Below are 20427 nucleotides of genomic sequence, written 5' to 3' on the forward strand. Positions count from 1 at the left end.
CGCTTTCCCCGTAGTGGTCTCGGTACAGCCGCGCCCGCCTGGTCAGGGCGGGGCTCGCGACCGACAGGAACTCTACACACGGTGTATAGCGGGGAGATCGGCGGGGTCCGAGAGGGGGCGCCGGGCAGGCGACATGCGAAATCCGGCCACACGCGGACACGTGGGCATATGAGCATACGGGCACAGGTGAACCCCGGGCGGAACCCGTCCGTTCCGTCCGGGGTGTCCGTGCCTCCGGTCAGCGGGAGGCGAGCAGCAGCCTGGCCTCGGTCTCCTGGTCTCCGGAGACGGCCTGCGTGGACTGGATGTCGAAGCCCGCCGCGAGCACCTTCTGCACCTCGTCGACCGCGTGGTAGCCACCGGTGAGCGTGGCACCGACCAGTCCGGTCAGCGGTGTCGGGGCCACGTCCCGGCGCTCTCCGCCCGCGGTGTCGAAGGTTGCCGTCCAGACGGTGGGCGCGGGCCCGGTGGCCGCCTGGGGGCTCGGCGTGGCCATGTCCTCCAGCCGGTAGACCCGGTCGAGGACGTCGAAGACGGCCTGGGCGTCCTCCCGGCAGCAGTCGCAGAGCTGCACGGTGACGTCGGTGTCGATGTGCAAGTCGTACACGTCGCTCATCTCCTCGCGGCCCGCCCGTCGCTCGTGGTGCCACGTGGTCGTCGTGCCGGGCGATTCTCGTGCCACGTCTCCAGCATCCCTCTCGGGCCGCCGTCCCGCGAGGTCCGCGCCCTCCGGTCAGCGGCCCCCGGTGATCGCGTCGACGGTGTCGGCCTCCGAGGCCGGCTTGTCGGGGCGGTGGCGTACGACGCGGGCGAAGCGGAGGGTCACGCCCGCCGGATAGCGGGTCGATCGCTGAAGTCCGTCGTAGGCGATCTCCACGACGAGTTCGGGCCTCACCCGCACGGTGAACCCGTCGTCCTCCACCGCGAGTTCGCCCAGGCGCTCCGTCTGCCAGCGCAGCATCTCGTCGGTGAGTCCCTTGAACGTCTTGCCGAGCATGGCGAACCCTCCGTCGGCCGTGCGCGCGCCGAGGTGGAGGTTGGAGAGCAGGCCGGTCCTGCGACCGTGGCCCCGCTCGACGGCGAGGACGACGAGGTCGACGGTGTGGACGGGCTTCACCTTCAGCCAGGTGCGCCCTCGCCGCCCGGCCACATAGGGCGCCTCCAGCGCTTTGACGAGCACCCCTTCGTGCCCTCGGGCCAGCGTCTCCGTGAAGAACCGCTCGGCCGCGTCGGTCTGCCCGGCGTCGGCCGGGTCGGTCACGACGGTGCGGCGCACCCGGTGGGCGGCGGGAAGAAGCCGGGCGAGCACCTCGTGCCGCTCCCGACCGGGCCGGTCGATGAGCCCCTCGCCGTCCACGGCCAGCACGTCGAAGAAGACGGGTGTCAACGGCAGGGCGGCGTGCGCCCCGGCCACGTCCGTGCGCGAGCCGACCCGGGACGCGATGGACTGGAAGGCGACCGGGCGCCCGGTGCCGGGGTCGAGCGCGATGACCTCGCCGTCCAGGATGAACCGGTCGGCCCCCACGGCCAAGGCCGCCGCGACCACCTCGGGAAGACGATCGGTGATGTCGTCGAGCGAACGGGTGTGGACCCGGACGTCGTCACCCAGGCGGTGGACCTGGATGCGGAAGCCGTCGAGCTTCTCCTCCACCGCGCAGGGCCCCAGGGCCGTGATCGCCTCGGACACGGAGCCCGCCGTGTGGGCGAGCATGGGCTGCACCGGGCTGCCGACGCGCAGGGTGAACCGTTCGAGCGCTGCGGCTCCCTCGGCGAGCACCGCCTGGGCGACCGGTGGCAGAGAGCCTTCGAGCATCACCGCGCGCCTCAGCCCGGCGGCGGGCACGGCGGCCGCGCGGGCCACACCTTCCAGCGCGACGGCGTCGAGGGCACCCTGCCGTACCTCACCGGTGAGGAGCCGCAGCAGCAGCTCCTGTTCGTCGGATCCGGCGGCGGCGAACAGCGCGTGGACCAGACGGGTCCGCTCGGCGCGGGAACCGGCTCCGGCGACGGCGGCGAGTTCCGTCATCGCGGCGTCGACTTGGTCGAGCGTGAGCCCGGGCCGCTCGGCAGGCGGAACGGCCGGCGGGACGACGTCCTTGAGCACACTCCATCCGACGCCGATGCGCCCCTGCGGGAGCCGGCCCGACAGATACGCGATGACGAGCGGACTCTCGTCCGGACCCGCCTCCGCGAACAGTTCGGCGAGCAGTGCGATCTTGCGGGAGCGCGCCGAAGCCGCGGCGACCTCCCTGGACACCTCCGCCACACGGGCCAGCAGCATGGGGCCATCCTCCCCACACCCCGCCTCTGCCGCACCCCGACTCCCCGACGCGCCCGCCGCTCCCTCGACCCTCCGGCCCCTCACCGCGATGAGCCGCCGCCGACACCCGGGCGGACTTCCGTCGCCCGGGCGAGCGGTACGGGCAGCCGGGTGCGAGCAACGGGGTGCAGGCGGCCGACAGCGGCGCCCCTGCTCTCAGGGCCAGGACACCGAGCCGTTCGCACGCCGGGTCCGCCCCGCTCCCGCCTCCCTCCTTCGGCGAAGCCGATCGAGGAGCCTGGGCCGCTCCGCACGACCCGGCGGCCGGTCGGGGCCCGACGGACGCCCAGGTCCGGCGTCGGGGGCGTTCCGTCGCCTCGGCCGGACAAGGTCCGCCGCATCAGCCTCCCGAGGCACGGGACCCGGAAGCGACGGCGGCTCCGCGGGCGCGGGCGGAATCACCACGACCCGCCGCGCGGCACCGACGTCCGCATCCATCGCCCGCCTGATCCTCAGCCCGGGACCCATGGCGGAGATCCACCCGTCGGTCCACCCCTCGGCCGACGCAGGCACAGGCACAGGCACAGGAGGTTCGGTCGTCGCCGTCGGTACGGATGCCGATGGCGCAGCCACGGGTACGGGTACGCCCACCGGCTCGGGATCCGGCGCCGGAGTCCGCTTCGCCTCACGCACAGGCGAAAGCCACGCCGAGACCGTGTCCACGAACCCGTCGGGCTCGACGGACGCCACCGTCAGGGCAGGTGCGACCGGCACAGCGGGTGCGCCGACTCCGGCTCCTGTGGTCACGTCCCCGGGGTACGGCGCCTGTCGCCTGGCTCGGGCCTCGTCCAAGGCCAGCGCGAGGCTCATCCGCTGCCAGAGGATCTCGTCCGGTTCGTCGGCGCGGACGAGTCGTTCGGCGACCTCCCGCGCCGCGGCCGCGACCGGCATCCCGGAGGGCGGCGGCGGATGCAGCCGGTCCAGGTGGGCGCGCTCGTAGGGGTCGTCGACGACCTCGGCCACCTGGACGGGGTCGAGGAGCGACGCGATGGCGGCTGCGCGGGCCCAAGGATCGTCCGTGGCACGGAGCAGCAGGCCGAGGCGGCGGGCCCGCCAGTTCCTGGGACGCCGGTCCTCGTGCGCGGCCAGGCGTTCTCGGAGGTCGAGAGGCAGGCGGCCGGTGAGGAGGTTCGGCCAGCGGACGCCGAAGTCGGCGACCTCCTCGGCGAGATACGTCCACACGACCGCCCGGTAGCGGTTGAGCGCGAACCGCACCGGACTCAGGTGACCCGTACGGGCCAGCCTCGTGAAGCGTTCCGGGGTGATCGACAGGAGTGCGGCCGCCTCCCCCGTACCGACCGTGCGCACACGGTCGCGCAGGCCGGCGGGGAAGTCGGGTGCTCCTCTGAGGCGGGCGAGCTCGGACCGCTCGACCCGCCTCCGTCCGCCCTCGCCCGTCGGCACCGTCCTGACCACGCCGAGCTGGACGGCAAGCCGGAACTCATCGCGCCTCAGTTCCAGTTCCTGTGCCGCCCGCCCCGGCGCGACCGTGCGCGCTCCCTCTTCCACCGTCATCCTGCGGCCCTCCCCGTGCGTCGGTTCTCTCCCTGCCGCGGATCCCTCGGATCCACATCGAGAACGTAACGCAGAGTGATCGACCCCGCACGGCCTGTGGACAACGGCCTGTGGACAACGCGGAGAGGCTCAGACCGGGAATCCGACCGGCCTCCGACGCCCCGCCGTCAGAGCGCGGCTCTCGTCAGAGCGCGCCGCCCGGCAGTCCGGGCTGGCGGGCCGCCACGCCGAGGTGCTCGCCGACGCGGTTGACCAGGAGGGTCATCTCGTAGGCCACCTGACCGACGTCGGCCTCCGCCGCGCTCAGGACGCAGAGGCAGCTGCCCTCGCCCGCCGCCGTCACGAAGAGCAGGGCGTCGTCGAACTCGACCATCGTCTGCCGCGCGCGCCCGGCCTGGAAGTGCCGGCCCGAGCCCCGGGCCAGGCTGTGGAGGCCCGACGAGACGGCCGCCAGGTGCTCGGCGTCCTCGCGTGCGAGGCCGTTGCTCGCGCCCGTCACCAGACCGTCGTTCGACAGCACCAGCGCGTGGCGTATCGATCCGACCCGCTGGGTCAGGTCGTCGAGAAGCCAGTCCAGTCCCTTGTCCAACGCCATCAGTGTTCCTCCCCCTGGTTGGTTCGTCCCCCGTCGACCCGTTTCCCGTGGTCCCGCGCCTCCGAGGTACGCCGTATCGCCGCAAGCCTTACGCACTGTCGTGAACAGGGCAAGCACCGCACCACGCCCGCGCGTGCCGCAGGATGGGAGGCATGACGAGGATGACCGAGGATCAGTGGCGGGCCTTCGTGTCCGCGGGCACCCGCACCGGCAAACTGGCGACCGTGCGCGACGACGGCAGTCCGCACGTCGTACCGGTCTGGTTCGTGCTGGACGGCGACGACTTCGTGTTCAACACGGGCAAGGGCACGGTGAAGGGACGCAACCTCGCGCGGGACGGGCGGGTCTCCCTGTGCGTCGACGACGACACCCCGCCCTTCGCCTTCGTCACGTTGAGCGGACGGGCCGAAATCACTGAGGAACCGGCCGAGTTGCTGCGTTGGGCCACCCGCATCGCCGCCCGCTACATGGGCGAGGACCGGGCGGACGCCTTCGGCCGGCGCAACGCGGTCCCCGGCGAACTCCTCGTCCGGGTGCGGATCGACAAGGTGATCGCCGAAGGCGGCGTCTCGGACTGAGGTCGGCCGTGGGCGGTGCGCGCCCGCGGCCCCGGGCATCCTCGGGGTTCAGCCGACGGTGTCCAGGAGCCGCGCGGTGTGCATCCGTCCCGCGTACTCGACCAGGCGGATGAGCACCTCCTTGCCGGAGTCGCGGTCGCGCGCGTCGCAGAGCACCACGGGCGTGCCGCGGTCCAGGTCCAGGGCGCGGGAGACGTCGGCGGCGCCGTACGTACGCGCGCCCGTGAAGCAGTTCACGGCGACGACGAACGGGATCTTCCGGTGCTCGAAGTAGTCGACCGCCGGGAAGCAGTCCTCCAGGCGGCGGGTGTCGGCGAGGACGACGGCGCCGAGGGCGCCCTGGGACAGTTCGTCCCAGAGGAACCAGAACCGGTCCTGCCCGGGGGTCCCGAAGAGGTACAGGGAGAGCCCGGAGCGGATGGTGATCCGGCCGAAGTCCATGGCGACGGTCGTGGTGGTCTTCTGGTCGACGCCCCCGGTGTCGTCGACGGTCTGCCCGGCGCGGCTGAGCCGCTCCTCGGTACGCAGCGGACGTATCTCGCTGACCGCGCCGACGAGGGTCGTCTTGCCCACGCCGAAGCCGCCGGCGACCAGGATCTTCAGGGCGAGGGCGGTGTCCGCCGCTTCGCCCGCGCCGCTGCTCTCAGAGCGCTCGTAGGCCATCGATTACTTCCCTCAGGATTCTTTCGTCGGGGAGCTGAGCGGGCGGCACGGGTCTGCTGACCCGTACGAAGCCCGATTCGAGGAGGTCGCCGAGGAGGACCCGGACGACGCCGACGGGGAGGTCGGCGTCGGCGGCGAGTTCGGCCACCGACTGGGTCTCGGCCCGGCACAGGGTGAGCAGGGACCGGTGTTCGGGCCCGAGCAGGGCCTCGTCCCCCGGTCCCGGCGGGTCGTCGTCCACGACGACGAGGGCGATGAGGTCGAACCGCACGTTGCTGGGCCCGGGCTTGGTGCGGCCGCCGGTCATCGCGTAGGGACGGACGAGCGGTCCGGCCTCGGCGTCGTACCAGTGGCTGCCCGGTGTGGACGGGCCGTCGCGGGTGCTGTCGTCGTTCATCGGTGCCCCCGGTTCAGCCGGCGGCCGGCGGTGTCACCGTGAGCCGCGGCGGGGTGTGCAGGTGCTCGCCGACGCGTTTGACGAGGCGGGCCATCTCGTACGCGATGAGGCCGATGTCGGCGCTGGCGGCGCTGAGCACGGCGAGGCAGGATCCGTCCCCCGCCGCGGCCACGAAGAGGAAGCCGTCGTCCATCTCGACCATCGTCTGGCGCACGCCGCCGGTGTGGAACTGGCGCCCGGCGCCCTTGGCGAGGCTGTGGAAGCCGGAGGCGATGGCGGCCAGGTGCTCGGCGTCCTCGCGGCTGAGGCCGCTGGAGGAGCCGACGGCGAGTCCGTCGTTGGAGAGCACCACGGTGTGGCGGACCTCGCGGACCCGCATGACGAGGTCGTCGAGGAGCCAGTCGAGCTCGCCGGACCGGTGGTGGGAGATCCTCTCGTGGTCGATCATGCGTCGTCTCCTTCGGTGCGGGGGTCGTCGTGGGGGGCCTTGCCGTGGCCGAGGTGGTGCACGGTGCCGAGGTCCGTGTGCGGGGCCGCTTCCGCAGCCGAGCCCGGGTAGGGGCTCGCCGAGGGGCCCGGGTACGCGTGCGGGGACGGGGAGGGCGGCGCCCCGGTCCGGGAACCCTGCGGCGTGCGGGGGTCCGTGCCGCTCCCGGCCCCCGTCGCCGGTCCGGCTACCCCCGGACGGTCGGAGGTCGGCGGGCGGGCCGTGGTCGGCGGACGGTTCACGGTCGGGGGGCCGCCCGTGAGGGAAGGATTCTCCGTGGTCGTCACCGGGCCGTCGGCCGCACCGGCGCCGGAGTCCCCGCCGAAGCCGGAGCCGAGGGGGCGGCGGATGCCGGGGGCGGCGCCGCCCCCGCGCTGCCAGCCGTCCCGGTAGGCCGTCATCCGGTCCCTGACCTGTTCGGGGGTGCGGGTGTCCGCGCCGGCGGCGGTCGGGACGAAGACGGGTTCGGGCGCCGGCGCCTCGCGCAGTTGTGGCACGAGGCTCGCCTGCCGTACGCGGCGGGGCAGTTCGGCCTCGTCCTCGTCGATCCCGGCCGGAACGGCGGGACCGGCGGAACCGGCGCGGCCCGCGGGCGTACCCGGCTTCCGCTCCCCCGCCGGTGCCGGTACGACGGGACCGCGGCGGCGCAGTTCGGTGACCCCGGCGGGCGCGGGTGCCGTGTCCTGTCCCGCGCCGAGGGCGGGAACGGCGGTCGGTCCGGGCAACGGCTGCGGCCGCGGGGCGGGTGCGACCTGGGGTGGGGACGGCGGCTTGGGGCCGTGCGGCGGGGTGATGGCGCCGGGTCGTGAGCCGGCGGGGGCCGGCGGGGTGCCACGGCTCGGCACCGCGACGGGTCCCGCGGCCGGTCCGGTGGGCCCTGCGGGCCGGACGGGGGTCCCGCCGACGCCGGCGGGACCGCCGTCCGCCGGAGCGGCGCCGGGCGGGGTTCGGGGCGCGGGCGGGCGGGCGAATCGGCGGGCTTCGGCACGCTGTGCCTCGTCGCGTTCCCGCGCGGCGCGCGCGTCGTCCGTACGCGGTCCGGCGGCGGGCCTGCCCGTCGCTCCGGCCGCGGGGGAACGGGGGGCTGCCGGGTGCGGGGCCGCGTGCGCGCCCCCCTTGCGGGGGCCTTCGGGACCCGCGCCGGTCACCGGTGTGCCGTGTCCCGGCGGCAGGGCACCCTGGAGCAGATCGGTCGGGAGCAGGACCACGGCCGTGGTGCCGCCGTACGGGGACGTCCGCAGGTGGACCTTGATGTCGTGACGGGCCGAGAGGCGGCTGACCACGAAGAGGCCGAGGCGGTCGCTGTCGAAGAGGTCGAGTGCCTCGGACCGGGCGATGCGCTGGTTGGCCTCGGTGAGGGTCTCCGTGCCCATGCCGAGCCCACGGTCCTCGATCTCCAGGGCGTATCCGTTGCCGACGGGTTCGCCGCTGACGCGCACCTTGGTGTGGGGCGGCGAGAACTGGGCGGCGTTCTCGATGAGTTCGGCGAGGAGGTGGGTGAGGTCGGCGACGGCTCCGCCGACGACGGCCGTCTCGGGCAGCCGCCGCACCTCCACGCGCGCGTAGTCCTCGATCTCGGAGACGGCGGCCCTGACGACGTTGGTGAGGGCGACCGGCATGCGCCAGGCCCGGCCGGGTGCGGCGCCGGAGAGGATGATCAGGCTCTCGGCGTGGCGTCTCATGCGGGTGGTGAGGTGGTCGAGTCGGAAGAGGTCGCCGAGCTCGTTGGGGTCGTCGGCGCGCCGCTCCATGCTGTCGAGCAGGTTGAGCTGACGGTGGACCAGGACCTGGCTGCGGCGGGCGAGGTTGACGAAGACACCGGAGATGCCGCTGGCGAGCTCGGCACGTTCGACGGCGGCGGAGAGCGCGGCGCGGTGGACGGTGGTGAGGGCCTCGCCGACCTGTCCGATCTCGTCCTGGGAGACGGGACCCGACGGGGCCTCCGCCACGACGTCGATCTCCTCGCCCGCCCGCAGGCGGCTCATGGCGGAGGGGAGTTTGCGGCGGGCGATGCCCAGCGCGGTGTTGCGGAGGCTCACCAGCTCCACGACGAGTCCCCGGCCGATCCTGACGGAGATGACCAGGGACGCGGCGACCGCGGCGAGGCCGAGGGCCACGGCCGCGCCGCCGGCGCTGAGGAATCCCACGGCGAAGGGGTCGGTGCGGTCGGCCGCCGCGGTGCGGGCGTCGCTCTCGATCCCGGCGAGACCACCGCGTACGGCCGTGAGCGTGTCGTCCCAGTCGTCGGAGGTGACCGCCTGGGCGGCGGGGCGGCCGGGGCTCGCGGCGCGGATCCTGTCCTCGGCCCGGGTGAGCCGGGAGTGGTCGCCGCCGGCGGCCAGGTCGGTCCACGCGGCGCGTGCGGCGGGGGGCAGGTCGGCGGTGGCCGTCGCGGCGAGGGTGCGCCGGGTCTCGACGGCGCCGGAGAAGGCACGGAGTCGTTCGGCGGTGAGGTGGCCGGTCAGATGGGCGGAGGTGAGGAGGGCGTCCTCGCGGGAGAGCATCTCGGCGGAGCGGCCGAATTCGAGGAGCACGCGCGCGTCGGAGCCCTGTCCGGTGTCCTGGACGCCGGTGAGGGCACCGCCGACGGCGAAGGCGGCCGAGACCGTGGCGGTGTACTCCTCGTACACCTGGTCCCAGTCGGCCCGTCCGTCGACGGCGGCGGTGCGGAGCCCGGCGAGGCCGTCGACCTTGCCGACGAAGGCGCCGACGCGGGCCGCGACCTCGTCGGGCAGGTCCCCGGTGTCCCCCACGGTGTGGGTGGCGTCGAGGCGGAGCCGGCCCACGGCCGCGTCCGTGCGGCGGATCCGGTCCTTGAGCTCGGCGGCGCGGCCGGCGCCGGGCGCGGCGACCTGCCGTACGGCGGCACGCCGTTCGTCCTGCAGGGCGGTGAGGGATGCCGCCACGGGCTCGCGGATCTCCGAGTCGATGCGCTGGAGGCGGCGGAGCGCGGCGACGTCCTGGGCGGTGGTGACGGTGGCGAATCCCCAGAGGGCGAGGAGCGAGACGACCGGGACCATCAGGAGCGAGACGATCTTGGCGCGGACCGTGCGCGGGCGCAGGCCGATGTGCGAAGGCGCGGAGGGGGCCGGACGCGATGCCTCGGCGGACGGGCCGCCGGACGCGGGACGGTGGTCCGGGCCGTGCCGTCCCGCCTCGTCTGCGGGCGGCCCGGCGTGTGCGCGCCGCCCGCGGGCGGCCGCCGGAGGCGGTGTCGCCTCGGCGTCCTTGGTCTTGCGCGGAGTTCGCATGGCCTCCTCGTTCCGGCTGGGTCGTGCTCTGGTGCGGTGGGTCGTGTGTGCGGCGGTGCGGGGGTGCGGGCGGGCGCCGGCCGCGGGATCAGGGGGTGGGCGTGCGCGCGGGTTCGGCGGTGCGGAATCCGGGGGGCGCGACGTCGACCGCGCGTTCGTCGGGTTCGGTGAGCCGCCCGGCGGACGCGTACGCCGCGCGTTCCCTGGCCGTCGGGGAGAGGGCGACGAAGGCGGAGGTGATGAAGAGGTACGAGCCGAGGCCGACCGCGAACGGGAAGATGAACTGCATGACCGTGGCGCCGGGAAGGGCCTCCGCGGACGGGGCCACCTCCACCCGCACCGCGAACATGCCGGTGTAGTGCATGCTGGTGACGGCCGCGCCCATGACCAGGGAGGCGACGGCGACCGCCACCGGCGAGTGGATGTTGAGGGCCGCCCACAGCGCCGCGGTGGCGGCGACCACCGCGATCACCACCGACAGTCCGACGAGGACGGGGTCGAAGGTGACGCGTCCGTGGAGACGGAGGGCGGCCATGCCCATGTAGTGCATGCTCGCCACGCCGACGCCCGTGGTGAGCCCGCCGATCAGGAGCGAGCGCAGGCGGTCCCGTCCGTAGCCGACGACGAAGATCCCGACGCCGACGACGGCCATCGCGACGACCAGGCTGAGGAGAGTGAGGGGGACGTCGAAGCGGATGTCGGTGCCGGCGACGCCGAAGCCGACCATCGCGACGAAGTGCATCGTCCAGATGCCGGTGCCGATCGCGGAGGCCGCGGTGAGCAGCCAGTTGCGCCGTGATCGGCCGGTGGCGTCGAGCGCCCGGACGGTGCAGCGCAGTCCGAGTGCGGCGCCGGTGCAGGCCATCGCGTACGACAGCACGGGTGTCAGCCAGCCGAAGGTGGCGTGGTCCAGGTGTCCCATGGCTCAGGGACGCTAGGCGCACTGGGGGCGCACCAGGGGCGCATTTCGAAAGCTGACGGAATATGACAGAGAGATGATTCCGAACGATCGCGACGAGTTCGAACGAGCACGCAGAAGCTTCACCCCTCCGAGTACGGAATCATGAGCACATGAGCGATGACCCCACACGCGTACGAGAGTTCTTCGGTGTCCGGGCGGCCGACTGGGACAGTCGGTTCCCCGACGACGGACCCGCGTACGCCGCCGCCGTCGCCGAGATCGGCCTGCGCCCCGGAGACGCCGTGCTCGACGCCGGCTGCGGGACCGGCCGCGCGCTCCCGCCGCTCCGCGACGCCGTCGGCCCGACCGGCACCGTCCTGGGGATCGACCTCACCCCCGAGATGCTCGAACAGGCCGTTCTCGCCGGACGGGGTGTCCGCGTCGGCACAGGCCGGGAGGGCACCGGCGGGACCGCCACGCTGATGCTCGCCGACGTCGGCCGGCTCCCCGTGGGGGACGGTGCCCTCGACGCGGTCTTCGGGGCGGGTCTCGTCTCCCACCTGGCCGACCCGGTCGCCGATCTGGGCGAACTCGCCCGTGCCGTACGCCCCGGCGGCCGGCTGGCCCTCTTTCACCCGATCGGCCGCGCGGCCCTCGCGGCCCGTCACGGCCGGCGGATCACCCCGGACGACCTGCGGGCCGAGCCTCGCCTGCGCCTGGTTCTCGCCGAGGCCGGCTGGCGGCTCGTCAGTTACGTCGACGAGGACACGCGCTTCCTGGCGATGGCCGTCCGCCAGGGCTGAGCGGCCGACGGACCCCACCCGCCGAGCCACCCGCTCCGCCCGTCCGCCCGCCCGTCCGCCCGTCCGTCCGCCCGTCCGTCCGCCCGTCCGTCCGCCCGATCAACGACGCTCCCGTCCGGATCGATCACCTGACCGGTCGGGACGGGAGATCTCAGGAACGCCCCCCGCCCCGACCGGATGTGGCAGAGTCGGGACGGGTCGCGGTCCGACTCCGCGGGACTCGGCACGTACCCGCAGGGGGGCCGTGTCGTCGCGAGGGAGCGGTGCGTGGCACGGGTGGTGGACGGTCGGTTCGAGCTGGTGGCCCGGCTCGGCGGCGGCGGGATGGGGACCGTGTGGCGGGCCCGGGACCTGGCACTCCACCGTGAGGTGGCCGTCAAGGAGGTACGTCCCCCGGACCCGGCGCTGGCCGAGTACGACCCCGAGGGCGCCCGCGAACTGCGCGTCCGGGTCCTGCGGGAGGCACGGGCCCTCGCGCGCGTGGCGCACCCGCAGGTCGTGACCATCCATCACATCGTGGACGAGGGCGAGGGAACGTACCCCTGGCTCGTCATGGAGCTGGTGGCCGGCGGCTCCCTCCAGGACCGGCTCGACCGGGGCACCCTCGCACCGGGCGAGGCGGCCACGCTGGGACGGGGGATCCTCGCGGGGCTCCGCGCCGTCCACGCCATGGGGATCCAGCACCGGGACATCAAGCCCGCGAACGTCCTCCTGCGCCCCGACGGCGCACCGGTCCTCACCGACTTCGGCATCGCGGCCGTGCACGGGGCGACCGCCCTGACCGCCGCCGGCTCGATCATCGGCACGCCCGACTACATGGCGCCCGAACGCGTCTCCGGCGAGGAGGGCGGACCCGCAGCCGACCTGTGGTCCCTCGCGATGACCCTGTACGTGGCCGTCGAGGGCCGCCATCCGCTGCGGCGCGCCAACACCCTGGCCACCCTCGCCGCCGTGCTCGGCGAGGACGTCCCCCCGCCCCACCGGGCCGGTCCGCTCACCCGGGTCCTCACGGAGGTACTCGTACGCGACCCGGCTGCGCGACCGGACGGCGAGACGCTGGACCGGATGCTCGCCGACGCGGAGTCCCCCGCGGACGCACGGATCACGGCAACGGCGACACCGCCCCAGGGCCGGGGCGAGCCCGGGCCGGAGGCCGAGTCCTCGCCCACCCCCATTCCGGCCGCCGACGCCGGCACGGACGCGGAATCCGCCGCGGCGGATTCCGGCACCACCTCGTACCGCCTCGCACCACCGGCGGGACCGCCGCCGTCGGAGCCGCCACGGACGCCGATCCAGGCGCCGCCCGCGAACGGGAAGCGCCGCCGCGTGTTGTACACCGGCGGCGCCGTCGCCCTGGCGTTGAGCGGAGTGCTCGCCTGGAACCTCCTCTACGACGCGGGCGGCGACGACGGAGCCACCGACAAGGCCGGCGGCAAGAGACCGTCGGCATCCGCACCCTCGAAGGGGACGGCGGGCACACCCACGACCGGCAGCTCCGGCATCACGATCGGGATCAAGACCGACCAGCCGGGCATCGGCCTGAAGAAGCCGGACGGCACGTACGCGGGGCTGGACGTGGACGTGGCCACCTACATCGCCCGCGCCCTCGGACACGACCCCGCCGACGTCACGTGGAAGCAGGCGCCGAGCTCCACCCGTGAGTCCCTGCTCGAGAACGGCGACGTGGACCTGGTCGTGGCCACGTACGCGATCAACGACAGGCGGAGACAGCAGGTGGACTTCGCCGGGCCGTACCTCGTGGCCCACCAGGACGTGCTGCTCACCGCGGACGACGCCTCCGTCAGCCGGCCGTCGGACCTCAACGGCCGGCGGGTCTGCACGGTGACCGGCTCCACCCCCGCGCTCACCGTCCGGACGCTCATCGCCCCGCAGGCGGTGGTGATGACGTACGACACCTACAGCCGCTGCATCGACGCCCTGGAGTCGGGCGTCGCCGACGCGGTCACCACCGACGACGCGCTGCTCGCCGGGTACGCGGCGCAGGAGGGCCTCGAAGGCCGGTTCAAGCTCGCCGGGTTCCGCCTCACCGAGGAGAAGTACGGCGTCGGTCTGCGCAAGGGAAGCCCGCTCACGGACAAGGTCAGGGCCGCCCTGGACAAGATGGTCTCCGACGGCTCCTGGGCCGAGGCCGTGCGCAAGAACCTGCCACTCCTGCGGACGGACACCCCGCCCGACCCGGAATGACCCGCGAGCGGCCGAAACCGGCCGCCACTCGGAAATCTCCGACGCCAACGCGCCCTTCTGTCACGGCTTTTCACTGTCTACCGTGGACATGCCGGGCAGTCGTGCCCGGGAGAGGCGGCGAGCCGTGACACGAGTACCGGAAAGACTGCGCAGACTCCTCCCCTCCGCACGGCGGACGCCCGCGGCCGCCGCTCCGGCGCCACCGCGCCCGAGGCAGGGACACAACCTCTTCGAGGCGGCCGCCGCCTACGTGGCCGCGTGCGCCGAGGACGACCCCGCGCGCGCGGAGGAGGCGGCGAGCCGGGTCTCCCCCGGCATGCTCGCCTTCGGGGTGAACGAACTCGCCTGCCGGGCCCTCCTCACCCTCGCACGGGAACGGAACGAGTCGCCGAGCGCCGTGGCGCGGTCGCTGCTCGGGCTCCGGAGGGAGTCGCCGCAGCGCACCACGGGCGACGGCTGACCGGGCGGGACCCGGCGAGCGGACTCCGGGCGGCGCGCGAGGGCCGGACCTGAGTTCCGTGGCCGAGCCCCTCGACGTGCGGGTTCTGCGCGTCCTCGGCTGACGGGCGCCGGACCCTCGCCCCCGCCCCGCCTCTGAGGGGCGGGAGGCTGGGGTCCGGGCCGGCGCCTGGAGTCGGTCAGGCGTCGGCTATGGGCGAGGCACTCAGCCTGATGTTGTCCATCGCCCAGAACCAGTTGTTGCCCGCGCGGTGGACCCGGAAGGCCACCTTCACCGAACGCGCGTCGGCCGGCACGGGGAAGGATGAGGTGACGAGACGGTTCTGCTGGTCACGGCCTCCGTTGTCGTTCCCCGAGGCCGCGCTGGAGTAGTTCAGCACCCGAGAGGTGGCGCCGGTGTCGAAGACCACGGTCACCTCCGCCTCCTGCGGGCTCTCCTGCCGGTAGTGGGAGTCGAAGCCCAGGTGCAGCGTCGGGGTGCCCGCCGGGATCGCGACGGCGGGCGTCGTCAGCGTCGAGTCGAAGGTGCCACGGCTGGACGGGCTGCCCGTGTCGTCCCAGTCGTCCGGGTCGGCGACGGCGACGATGCCCAGGGACCGGCTGAACGCCTGGCGTTCCTGGCCGGCCGGGAACCAGAACTGCCGGGAGAGGAACGACCAGCCGTTGAGCTCCGCCGTACCCTGCGGCATCCCGGCCGCGTTGGTGACCGTCCACCCCTCGGGCGCGGTCCGCGTCCAGCCCAGGAGCCCGGGACGGCTCAGATCGGTGGCGGGGGCCAGCCGGTCGGCGAGGGACTCGAAGTCCTCGGCCAGCAGGTAGCCGGTCATCACCGGCCCCACCCGGGTGGCCAGCGACCCGGTCTGCTCCACCGTCGTGCCTCCTACGGTGCGCCCGCCGACGGTCGCCGTCAGCGTCGCCGAGGTACGGGCCGCCGACGCGGGCGCGGTGACCTTCCAGACCACCTTCACCGACGTACGGGCCGGAACCGAGGCAGGGGTACCGGCGGGCACCTCGGCACGCCACCCGGCCGGCACCTCCAGCCGGGCCGACAGGGCCGTGAGCGGAGCGCTCCCCGCGTTGGTGACGGTCGCCGTCACGGACAGCGGCTTCTCCGGGGACAGCGCGCAGCCGTCGGTGCCGGGGGAGCTCGCGGGCGCGCTCAGGGTGAGGCTCACCGCGCGGGCGACCTCCGCCCGGACCCGGGCGTCCGCGACTCGGAGCAGCCCGTCGCCCTCGGCGCGGGCGGCGACGGTGAGCGAGGCGGTGGTGGCGCCCGCCGCGGGGGTGACGGTGAACCGCAGGTCCGCGGTACCGCCGCCGGGCAGGCTGCGCGGGACCGGTCCGGAGGACTTCACCGTCCAGCCGCCCGGTGCCAGCAGCGACACGGTCAGGTCCCGCAGGCGGCTCTTCTCCTCGTTGCGTACGCGTACCACCACCTCGGCGGGGCTGCCCTGCACGAAAGGAGCGGTCAGCGGAGGCAGCGGCTCGGGCAGGTCGATCGACACGCCCAGCGCGGGAGCGGTCCCGATCGCCGGGTCCGTGGTGCCCCGTCCGCCGTCCGCGGGCCTGCCGGACATCCGACGCAGAAAGCGCGGGTCGTCCTCGTCGACCACCACGATGTCGTACCAGCCGTGCCGGGCGAGCGGTACGGACACGGTCCGCTTCCCGCCGGGCGCCAGCCGGACGGTCTGGACCCCGCCTTCTCCGTGCCGCTCATGGACGGACTCGCCCACCAGGAGGGTCCGGGTGCGCTTCGAGGGGTTGGTGCACACGACGTCCACGTGGCGGGCGTGAGCGCGCTCCACCACATGCGCCTCGGCGCCGACGCCGGCGCCGCGCAGCTCCCACAGGGCCCAGCCGGGGCCGTGCACCTGGAGGTCGTAGCCCTCGGGGCCGTACGGCAGGCTGCCGGTGGCGCTGTCCCGGCCGGCGACGGTCCAGGCGCGCGGAGCGGTCCCGTCGCCCGGGTACGCGGTGATCGCGGCGGTCCGCCGGCCCTCGTTGCCGAGCGCCAGTCGGACCTCGGCGTCAGTGACGGTGGCGCGCAGTGCGAGCCGGTACGGGGAGGGCCGGGTCGGGCGGACCCCGGGCTCCTGGACGGGCCGTTCCTGCGTCGCCGGAGGCACCGGATTCCAGCGGCCGATCGGCGCCGGAACCGCGCCGGGCCGTTCCACGTCGGGCCGGCGGTAGGCGCGGTCGAAGTCGAACACGGAGGTCAGGTCGCCGAAGACGCTGCGACGCCAAGCGCTGATGTTGGGCTCCTGGACCCCCGTCCACTTCTCCAGGAACCTGATCACCGACGTGTGGTCGAAGAGCTCCGAGTTCACGAAGCCGCCGACCGTCCAGGGGGACACGACGGTCATGGGGACACGAGGGCCGGGGCCGACCGGACGGCCGCCCACCCAGTCGTCTCCGTCGCCGCTCTCCGGCCTGGGGGCGGTGGGGGCGGGGACGTGGTCGAAATAGCCGTCGTTCTCGTCGAAGTTGATGAACAGCGCGGTCTTCGACCAGGTCTTGGGGTCCGAGGCGATGGCGTCCAGCAGGTCGTAGACGAGGCCGGCGCTGCCGACGGGCGTGGAGGAACTGGGGTGTTCGGAGAGGGCGGCCGTGGGCACCACCCAGCTGACCTTCGGGAGGGTCCCCGCCTTGATGTCGGCCTTGATCCGGGTGAGCAGGGTGCCCGGTTCGGAGCGGTGGGCACCGCGCAGAAAAAGCCGACGCTCGTCCTCGGGGAGAGCTGCCACCGCGGTCTCGAACCGGGCCAGGTCCGCCTTCCGCTGGCTGTCGTTCTTCTCCCACAGCTTGTCGTAGAACTCCTCGGTGGTGGCGTAGGCGAACCCGGCGGCGCTGAGGATCTTCCGGCCGATCCGCTTCCAGGGCTTGAAGTACTCCACCGCATTGTCGGTGAAGTTGTCCCATTCCTGGTAGATCTGCCAGGACACGCCTGCGGCCTCCAACCGCTCCGGGTAGGTGGTCCAGTCGTAGCCGGCGTGGCTGTAGGAGTACGCGGCGTTGGTGACGGCACGGCCGCCGCCGTTGGGCTCGAACCCGGTCGTGCCGGTCCACAGGAAGTTGCGGTTGGGGTTCGTCGAGCCGAAGACGGAGCAGTGGTAGGCGTCGCAGATGGTGAAGCGGTCGGCGAGTTCGTACTGGAGGGGGATGTCGCGCCGGTCGTAGTGAGCCATGGTGCTCTGGCCCTTGGCGGCGATCCAGTCGTTCCACCAGCCGTTCGCGCGGGCCTGCACGCCGTCGTTGAATCCGTGCGGCAGCGAGCCGAGGTACTGGATGTCGCCCTCGGGCCGTCCGGCGTCGACCGCCGCCTGCCTTGCGGAGAACGGCAGGACGGAGGACCCGCCGGAGCGAGGCTGCTCGAACACGCTCGCGCCGTCGGGCAGTCGCAGCGCCCGCCGGTCGCCGAAGCCGCGGACGCCTCTGAGGGTGCCGAAGTAGTTGTCGAAGGAGCGGTTCTCCTGCATGAGCACGATGACGTGCTCCACGGCCCGGAGCCCACCACGGGGCAGCGGGGCGGCCATGGCCGTCAGGAGGGAGGGAGGCAGGACAGAGAGCGCGGAACCGGCGGCGAGGGTTCCGAGGACTTTACGGCGTGAGAAGTCGGACATGGCGGGGAGGCTAGGGCGTGGCGCAGCGCCACCGAAACCCATCGCGCCAGGGGTTCGCCGACTGTTCACGCTCGCGACTCGTACGAAATCCGCAGGTCAAAGCCATGATCACGCTTCCGAGGACGGCCGGGAAGTCCGGCGGGGCGGCAGTGGCCGGCCGCATCACCGTCACCCCGGCACGGTGCTCGGCTCCGCTGACCTACCGGGCCGCACCGCGGGCGTGTTCGGTTGCGGGGGGCGCTGCATCAGCATGGTCGCTGCCTCGGTGAGCGTGATCGTCTCGTTCAGGAGTGCCGTTTCGGTGCGCCTGGCGTGCATGACGACACGGGCGCCGGCGTCCGCCATCCCTTTTACCCGTGGCGGTGCCCCCGGGAGCCGGCGGAGAAGACGGCCGTACGGGTGCGGGCGAGGTCGCGCAGGGGGTCGCGGGGTCCTCAACTGCCCGTTTATTGACTGTTCATTGGTGTGTGTCACGGTCTTCCCGGATCCAGCCCCATCAGCGGACGGAGTACGCGTGACCACGGCAGCGGCCTACCTCAACCAGGCGACCTTGAAGTATCGGCTCTCCTTCACCGTGGGGCCCGACCTCGAAGGAACTCTCCAGCGCACGTCGGGCACCAGCGTGGTCGGGAGCACCTACTACCACGGGCTGCCCGACCCGAAGGGTGCGAACGCGGGCAACTTCATGCACAACAAGGATCCGGAGCGGCAGACGATCAACCTTCTGGCCAACATGGTCCTGGAGCGGCTCGGCTGCCCGGATGACCAGTACCTGAACCAGATCCTGGCGCAGGTCACCGGGGGTGAGATCCAGCTCGTCACGGACAAGGGCCCCTGCCACTCCTGCCGGAACATCATCAAGCAGTTCCTGGGGGACTTCCCGATGATCGGGTCCTTCGTGGTGGTCTACCGCAAGACGAGCGGACGGGGTCAGCCCATCCTGGCCCTCGAACGTGCCGGAGGCGACCTCTACGGCTCCTACGGCTACGAGGACGCGGTCGAGGTCAACGGCAGCTGGAGCAAGACGCTGCGCTGACGAACCGGAGCGCTCCGCGGCCCGGGGGAACCTTCCTCGGGGAACTCCGCTCCCCTGGCCTCGCAACGCCGTTGGGCCGGCCGCGCGCGTGCTGCCGGCGCGGCCCGACGGTGGATGGCTCACGTCCCGGTGGTGGTTCGCCAGGCGGCGGTGAGGGCGCTCACGGTCGGGCCACGACAGCAAGGCCGGGGCCAGTGGTGAAGCTGTGGGCGATGGGGATGTTGACCGGGTGCTTCACCGCCTGGTGCACGGTGAGCGCCTGACGGAGCGAGGCTGCGGCGTTCGGGAAGCCGGTTGTCTTGACGAAGTAGGAGCCGGCCTCGGTGCGGAGGCCGTAGGAGAGTGGGCCGAGCCACGGACCGAGATCCACGACGCGGTCGCGGTGACGCGGCTGAGGAGCGCGGGCACGTCGACGCGGCCCTCGGCAAGCCGGGCGAGCGCGTCGACGCCGAGGCGACTGGCGCTGGGAGAGGCAGATAATCGGGATCTGGCCAGTGGCTGCTCCAGGCTGGGCAGGCACGGAGATCGTGTCGTGGGCTGCGCCGCATGATTTCCCCTGTTCCCGGCCCGCCCTCACGGTACGCACCGCGCACCGCTGGTCAGCGTGCATGGATTGCGCAAGGGGGGATGTGGCCGTTTCGCATCCGCGCAGGTCACACCAGCGTTCCTCTCGACGTGCGGGTTACTCACTGGTTAAGGTGCGCCGACGACCGGATGGGGAGGCTGCCGTGGCTGGGACGGACCCGATCGCCGAGGCGGAGGCCGACGGCGACGCAGACGCGCTGTTCGTGCTGACAGCGGCGCTGCTGACGCCCGCCCGCTTCCCGAGCGTGCTCGGCGACGACTATCCCGCGGCCTGTGCCGCGCTGGGGCTCCAGCCGTACGCGGAGGGGTACGGGCTCGTCTTCGGCCAGGACGGGCTCGGGGCGCGGTGGACGGTCGTCGTCGACGACGTGTCGCTGGTGGCGGTCGCCATCTCGTCGTGGGACTGCGGCATGGCCTACGACCTCTCCCCCGACGAGCGGTCGGTCGTGGCCGGTCTGCCGGGCTGGCCGCTCCCCGTGGCCACGCGCGCGCCGGGCGTGCCGGCGCCGCACGACCCGGAGCCGCAGGCAGGCGACCCGGCCCCGCTGACCCCGCCCTCCGGCGCGGAGTGGGGGCCGGCCCAGCGCCGACTGGGCGCGGACGAGGTGGGGCGCCAGTGGGCCGCCTGGCGGTCCCGGGCGGGCGACGACGGCGCGTCCGCCGCCCCCGCGCCGGCTTCCTCGCCCACGCCGCCGCCGGGAGCCGGCGCCCCCGCCGCCCCGGCCCCCGGCCCGTACGACGGGGTCAGGCGGGCCCTGGAACAGCTCCGCGCCTATGTGGAGGAGCCTCCGCCGGTCGGGCGCGTCCGGTCCGTCGTGGGGCCGGAGGGCGGCCCTCGTACCCTGCGCGCGGACGGCCCCGGCTGGTCGCTGGTGGCACGGGCCGACGACATGGCCTTCGTACTGCTCGACGAGCTGCCGCGCGAGGTGCTGCCGGTGGCCCGGGGCCCGAAGCTGCCCGCCCTGCTCGAAGCGCTCGACGCGATGGCCGAACGCCCGGCCTGACCGGGCGC

The 20427-nt window shown here is 73.7% G+C and carries 17 protein-coding genes; 6 read left to right on the forward strand and 11 right to left on the reverse strand.

All coding sequences use genetic code 11. The annotated features are described in order from the left end of the window. Positions 1-238 precede the first annotated feature (238 nt). From AB0424_RS02660 to AB0424_RS02675, 4 genes are all read right to left on the reverse strand, one after another. On the reverse strand, positions 239-682 hold the full coding sequence (locus AB0424_RS02660; protein ID WP_366301603.1) for a hypothetical protein: 444 nt from the start codon (positions 680-682) through the stop codon (positions 239-241). Positions 683-733: 51 nt separating this feature from the next. Further along, positions 734-2281 carry an ATP-dependent DNA ligase gene (locus tag AB0424_RS02665; protein WP_366301604.1) on the reverse strand — a complete coding sequence of 516 codons (1548 nt, stop codon included), beginning with the start codon at positions 2279-2281 and terminating at the stop codon, positions 734-736. A 195-nt stretch (positions 2282-2476) separates the two neighbouring features. After that, complete coding sequence (locus AB0424_RS02670; protein ID WP_366301606.1) at positions 2477-3835, reverse strand: DUF6397 family protein; 1359 nt, start codon at positions 3833-3835, stop codon at positions 2477-2479. A 184-nt stretch (positions 3836-4019) separates the two neighbouring features. Further along, a complete protein-coding gene (locus tag AB0424_RS02675; RefSeq protein WP_366301608.1) occupies positions 4020-4430 on the reverse strand; it encodes a roadblock/LC7 domain-containing protein in 411 nt (136 codons plus the stop codon). A 152-nt stretch (positions 4431-4582) separates the two neighbouring features. On the opposite strand from AB0424_RS02675, the gene AB0424_RS02680 reads away from it, so the two are divergent. After that, a complete protein-coding gene (locus tag AB0424_RS02680) occupies positions 4583-5008 on the forward strand; it encodes a PPOX class F420-dependent oxidoreductase (protein ID WP_366301609.1) in 426 nt (141 codons plus the stop codon). 48 nt (positions 5009-5056) lie between these two features. Here the strand turns inward: AB0424_RS02680 and AB0424_RS02685 are convergent, their stop codons facing one another. The 5 genes from AB0424_RS02685 to AB0424_RS02705 all read right to left on the reverse strand — a co-directional run bounded on the left by AB0424_RS02685 (position 5057) and on the right by AB0424_RS02705 (position 10728). Continuing rightward, positions 5057-5671, reverse strand: coding sequence for an ATP/GTP-binding protein (locus AB0424_RS02685; protein WP_366301611.1), 615 nt, complete (start codon positions 5669-5671; stop codon positions 5057-5059). Further along, complete coding sequence (locus tag AB0424_RS02690) at positions 5652-6068, reverse strand: DUF742 domain-containing protein (RefSeq protein ID WP_366301613.1); 417 nt, start codon at positions 6066-6068, stop codon at positions 5652-5654. The genes AB0424_RS02685 and AB0424_RS02690 overlap by 20 nt, the downstream gene beginning before the upstream one ends. A 13-nt stretch (positions 6069-6081) precedes the next feature. Further along, complete coding sequence (locus tag AB0424_RS02695) at positions 6082-6516, reverse strand: roadblock/LC7 domain-containing protein (protein ID WP_366301614.1); 435 nt, start codon at positions 6514-6516, stop codon at positions 6082-6084. Beyond that, positions 6513-9806, reverse strand: a complete 3294-nt coding sequence (locus tag AB0424_RS02700; RefSeq protein ID WP_366301616.1) for a nitrate- and nitrite sensing domain-containing protein — start codon at positions 9804-9806, stop codon at positions 6513-6515. Before AB0424_RS02700 ends, AB0424_RS02695 begins: the two co-directional genes overlap by 4 nt. An 88-nt stretch (positions 9807-9894) precedes the next feature. After that, a complete protein-coding gene (locus tag AB0424_RS02705) occupies positions 9895-10728 on the reverse strand; it encodes an MHYT domain-containing protein (RefSeq protein WP_366301618.1) in 834 nt (277 codons plus the stop codon). Between the two features lie 149 nt (positions 10729-10877). Here AB0424_RS02705 and AB0424_RS02710 point away from each other — a divergent pair, with 149 nt between their 5' ends. The 3 genes from AB0424_RS02710 (at position 10878) to AB0424_RS02720 (ending at position 14175) form a co-directional block, all read left to right on the forward strand. Further along, complete coding sequence (locus AB0424_RS02710) at positions 10878-11510, forward strand: methyltransferase domain-containing protein (protein WP_366301620.1); 633 nt, start codon at positions 10878-10880, stop codon at positions 11508-11510. 324 nt (positions 11511-11834) lie between these two features. Beyond that, complete coding sequence (locus AB0424_RS02715; protein WP_366301862.1) at positions 11835-13715, forward strand: bifunctional serine/threonine-protein kinase/glutamate ABC transporter substrate-binding protein; 1881 nt, start codon at positions 11835-11837, stop codon at positions 13713-13715. Positions 13716-13839: 124 nt separating this feature from the next. Then, the gene (locus tag AB0424_RS02720) at positions 13840-14175 is read left to right on the forward strand and encodes a hypothetical protein (RefSeq protein WP_366301622.1); all 336 of its coding nucleotides are present in this window, start codon (positions 13840-13842) and stop codon (positions 14173-14175) included. Positions 14176-14353: 178 nt separating this feature from the next. Here AB0424_RS02720 and AB0424_RS02725 read toward each other — a convergent pair whose 3' ends face one another. Further along, positions 14354-17794 carry a phosphocholine-specific phospholipase C gene (locus tag AB0424_RS02725; RefSeq protein ID WP_366301624.1) on the reverse strand — a complete coding sequence of 1147 codons (3441 nt, stop codon included), beginning with the start codon at positions 17792-17794 and terminating at the stop codon, positions 14354-14356. 514 nt (positions 17795-18308) lie between these two features. Here AB0424_RS02725 and AB0424_RS02730 point away from each other — a divergent pair. Then, on the forward strand, positions 18309-18830 hold the full coding sequence (locus tag AB0424_RS02730; RefSeq protein WP_366301626.1) for a hypothetical protein: 522 nt from the start codon (positions 18309-18311) through the stop codon (positions 18828-18830). 160 nt (positions 18831-18990) lie between these two features. Here the strand turns inward: AB0424_RS02730 and AB0424_RS02735 are convergent, their stop codons facing one another. Continuing rightward, positions 18991-19200 (reverse strand): hypothetical protein, encoded by a 210-nt coding sequence (locus AB0424_RS02735; RefSeq protein ID WP_366301627.1) that lies wholly within the window; start codon positions 19198-19200, stop codon positions 18991-18993. A gap of 358 nt (positions 19201-19558) precedes the next feature. On the opposite strand from AB0424_RS02735, the gene AB0424_RS02740 reads away from it, so the two are divergent. Further along, positions 19559-20419, forward strand: coding sequence for a hypothetical protein (locus AB0424_RS02740; RefSeq protein ID WP_366301629.1), 861 nt, complete (start codon positions 19559-19561; stop codon positions 20417-20419). The last annotated feature ends 8 nt before the right edge of the window (positions 20420-20427 follow it).

The organism is Streptomyces sp. NPDC051180 (genome assembly GCF_040689545.1).
In the GTDB taxonomy this organism is placed as follows: domain Bacteria; phylum Actinomycetota; class Actinomycetes; order Streptomycetales; family Streptomycetaceae; genus Streptomyces.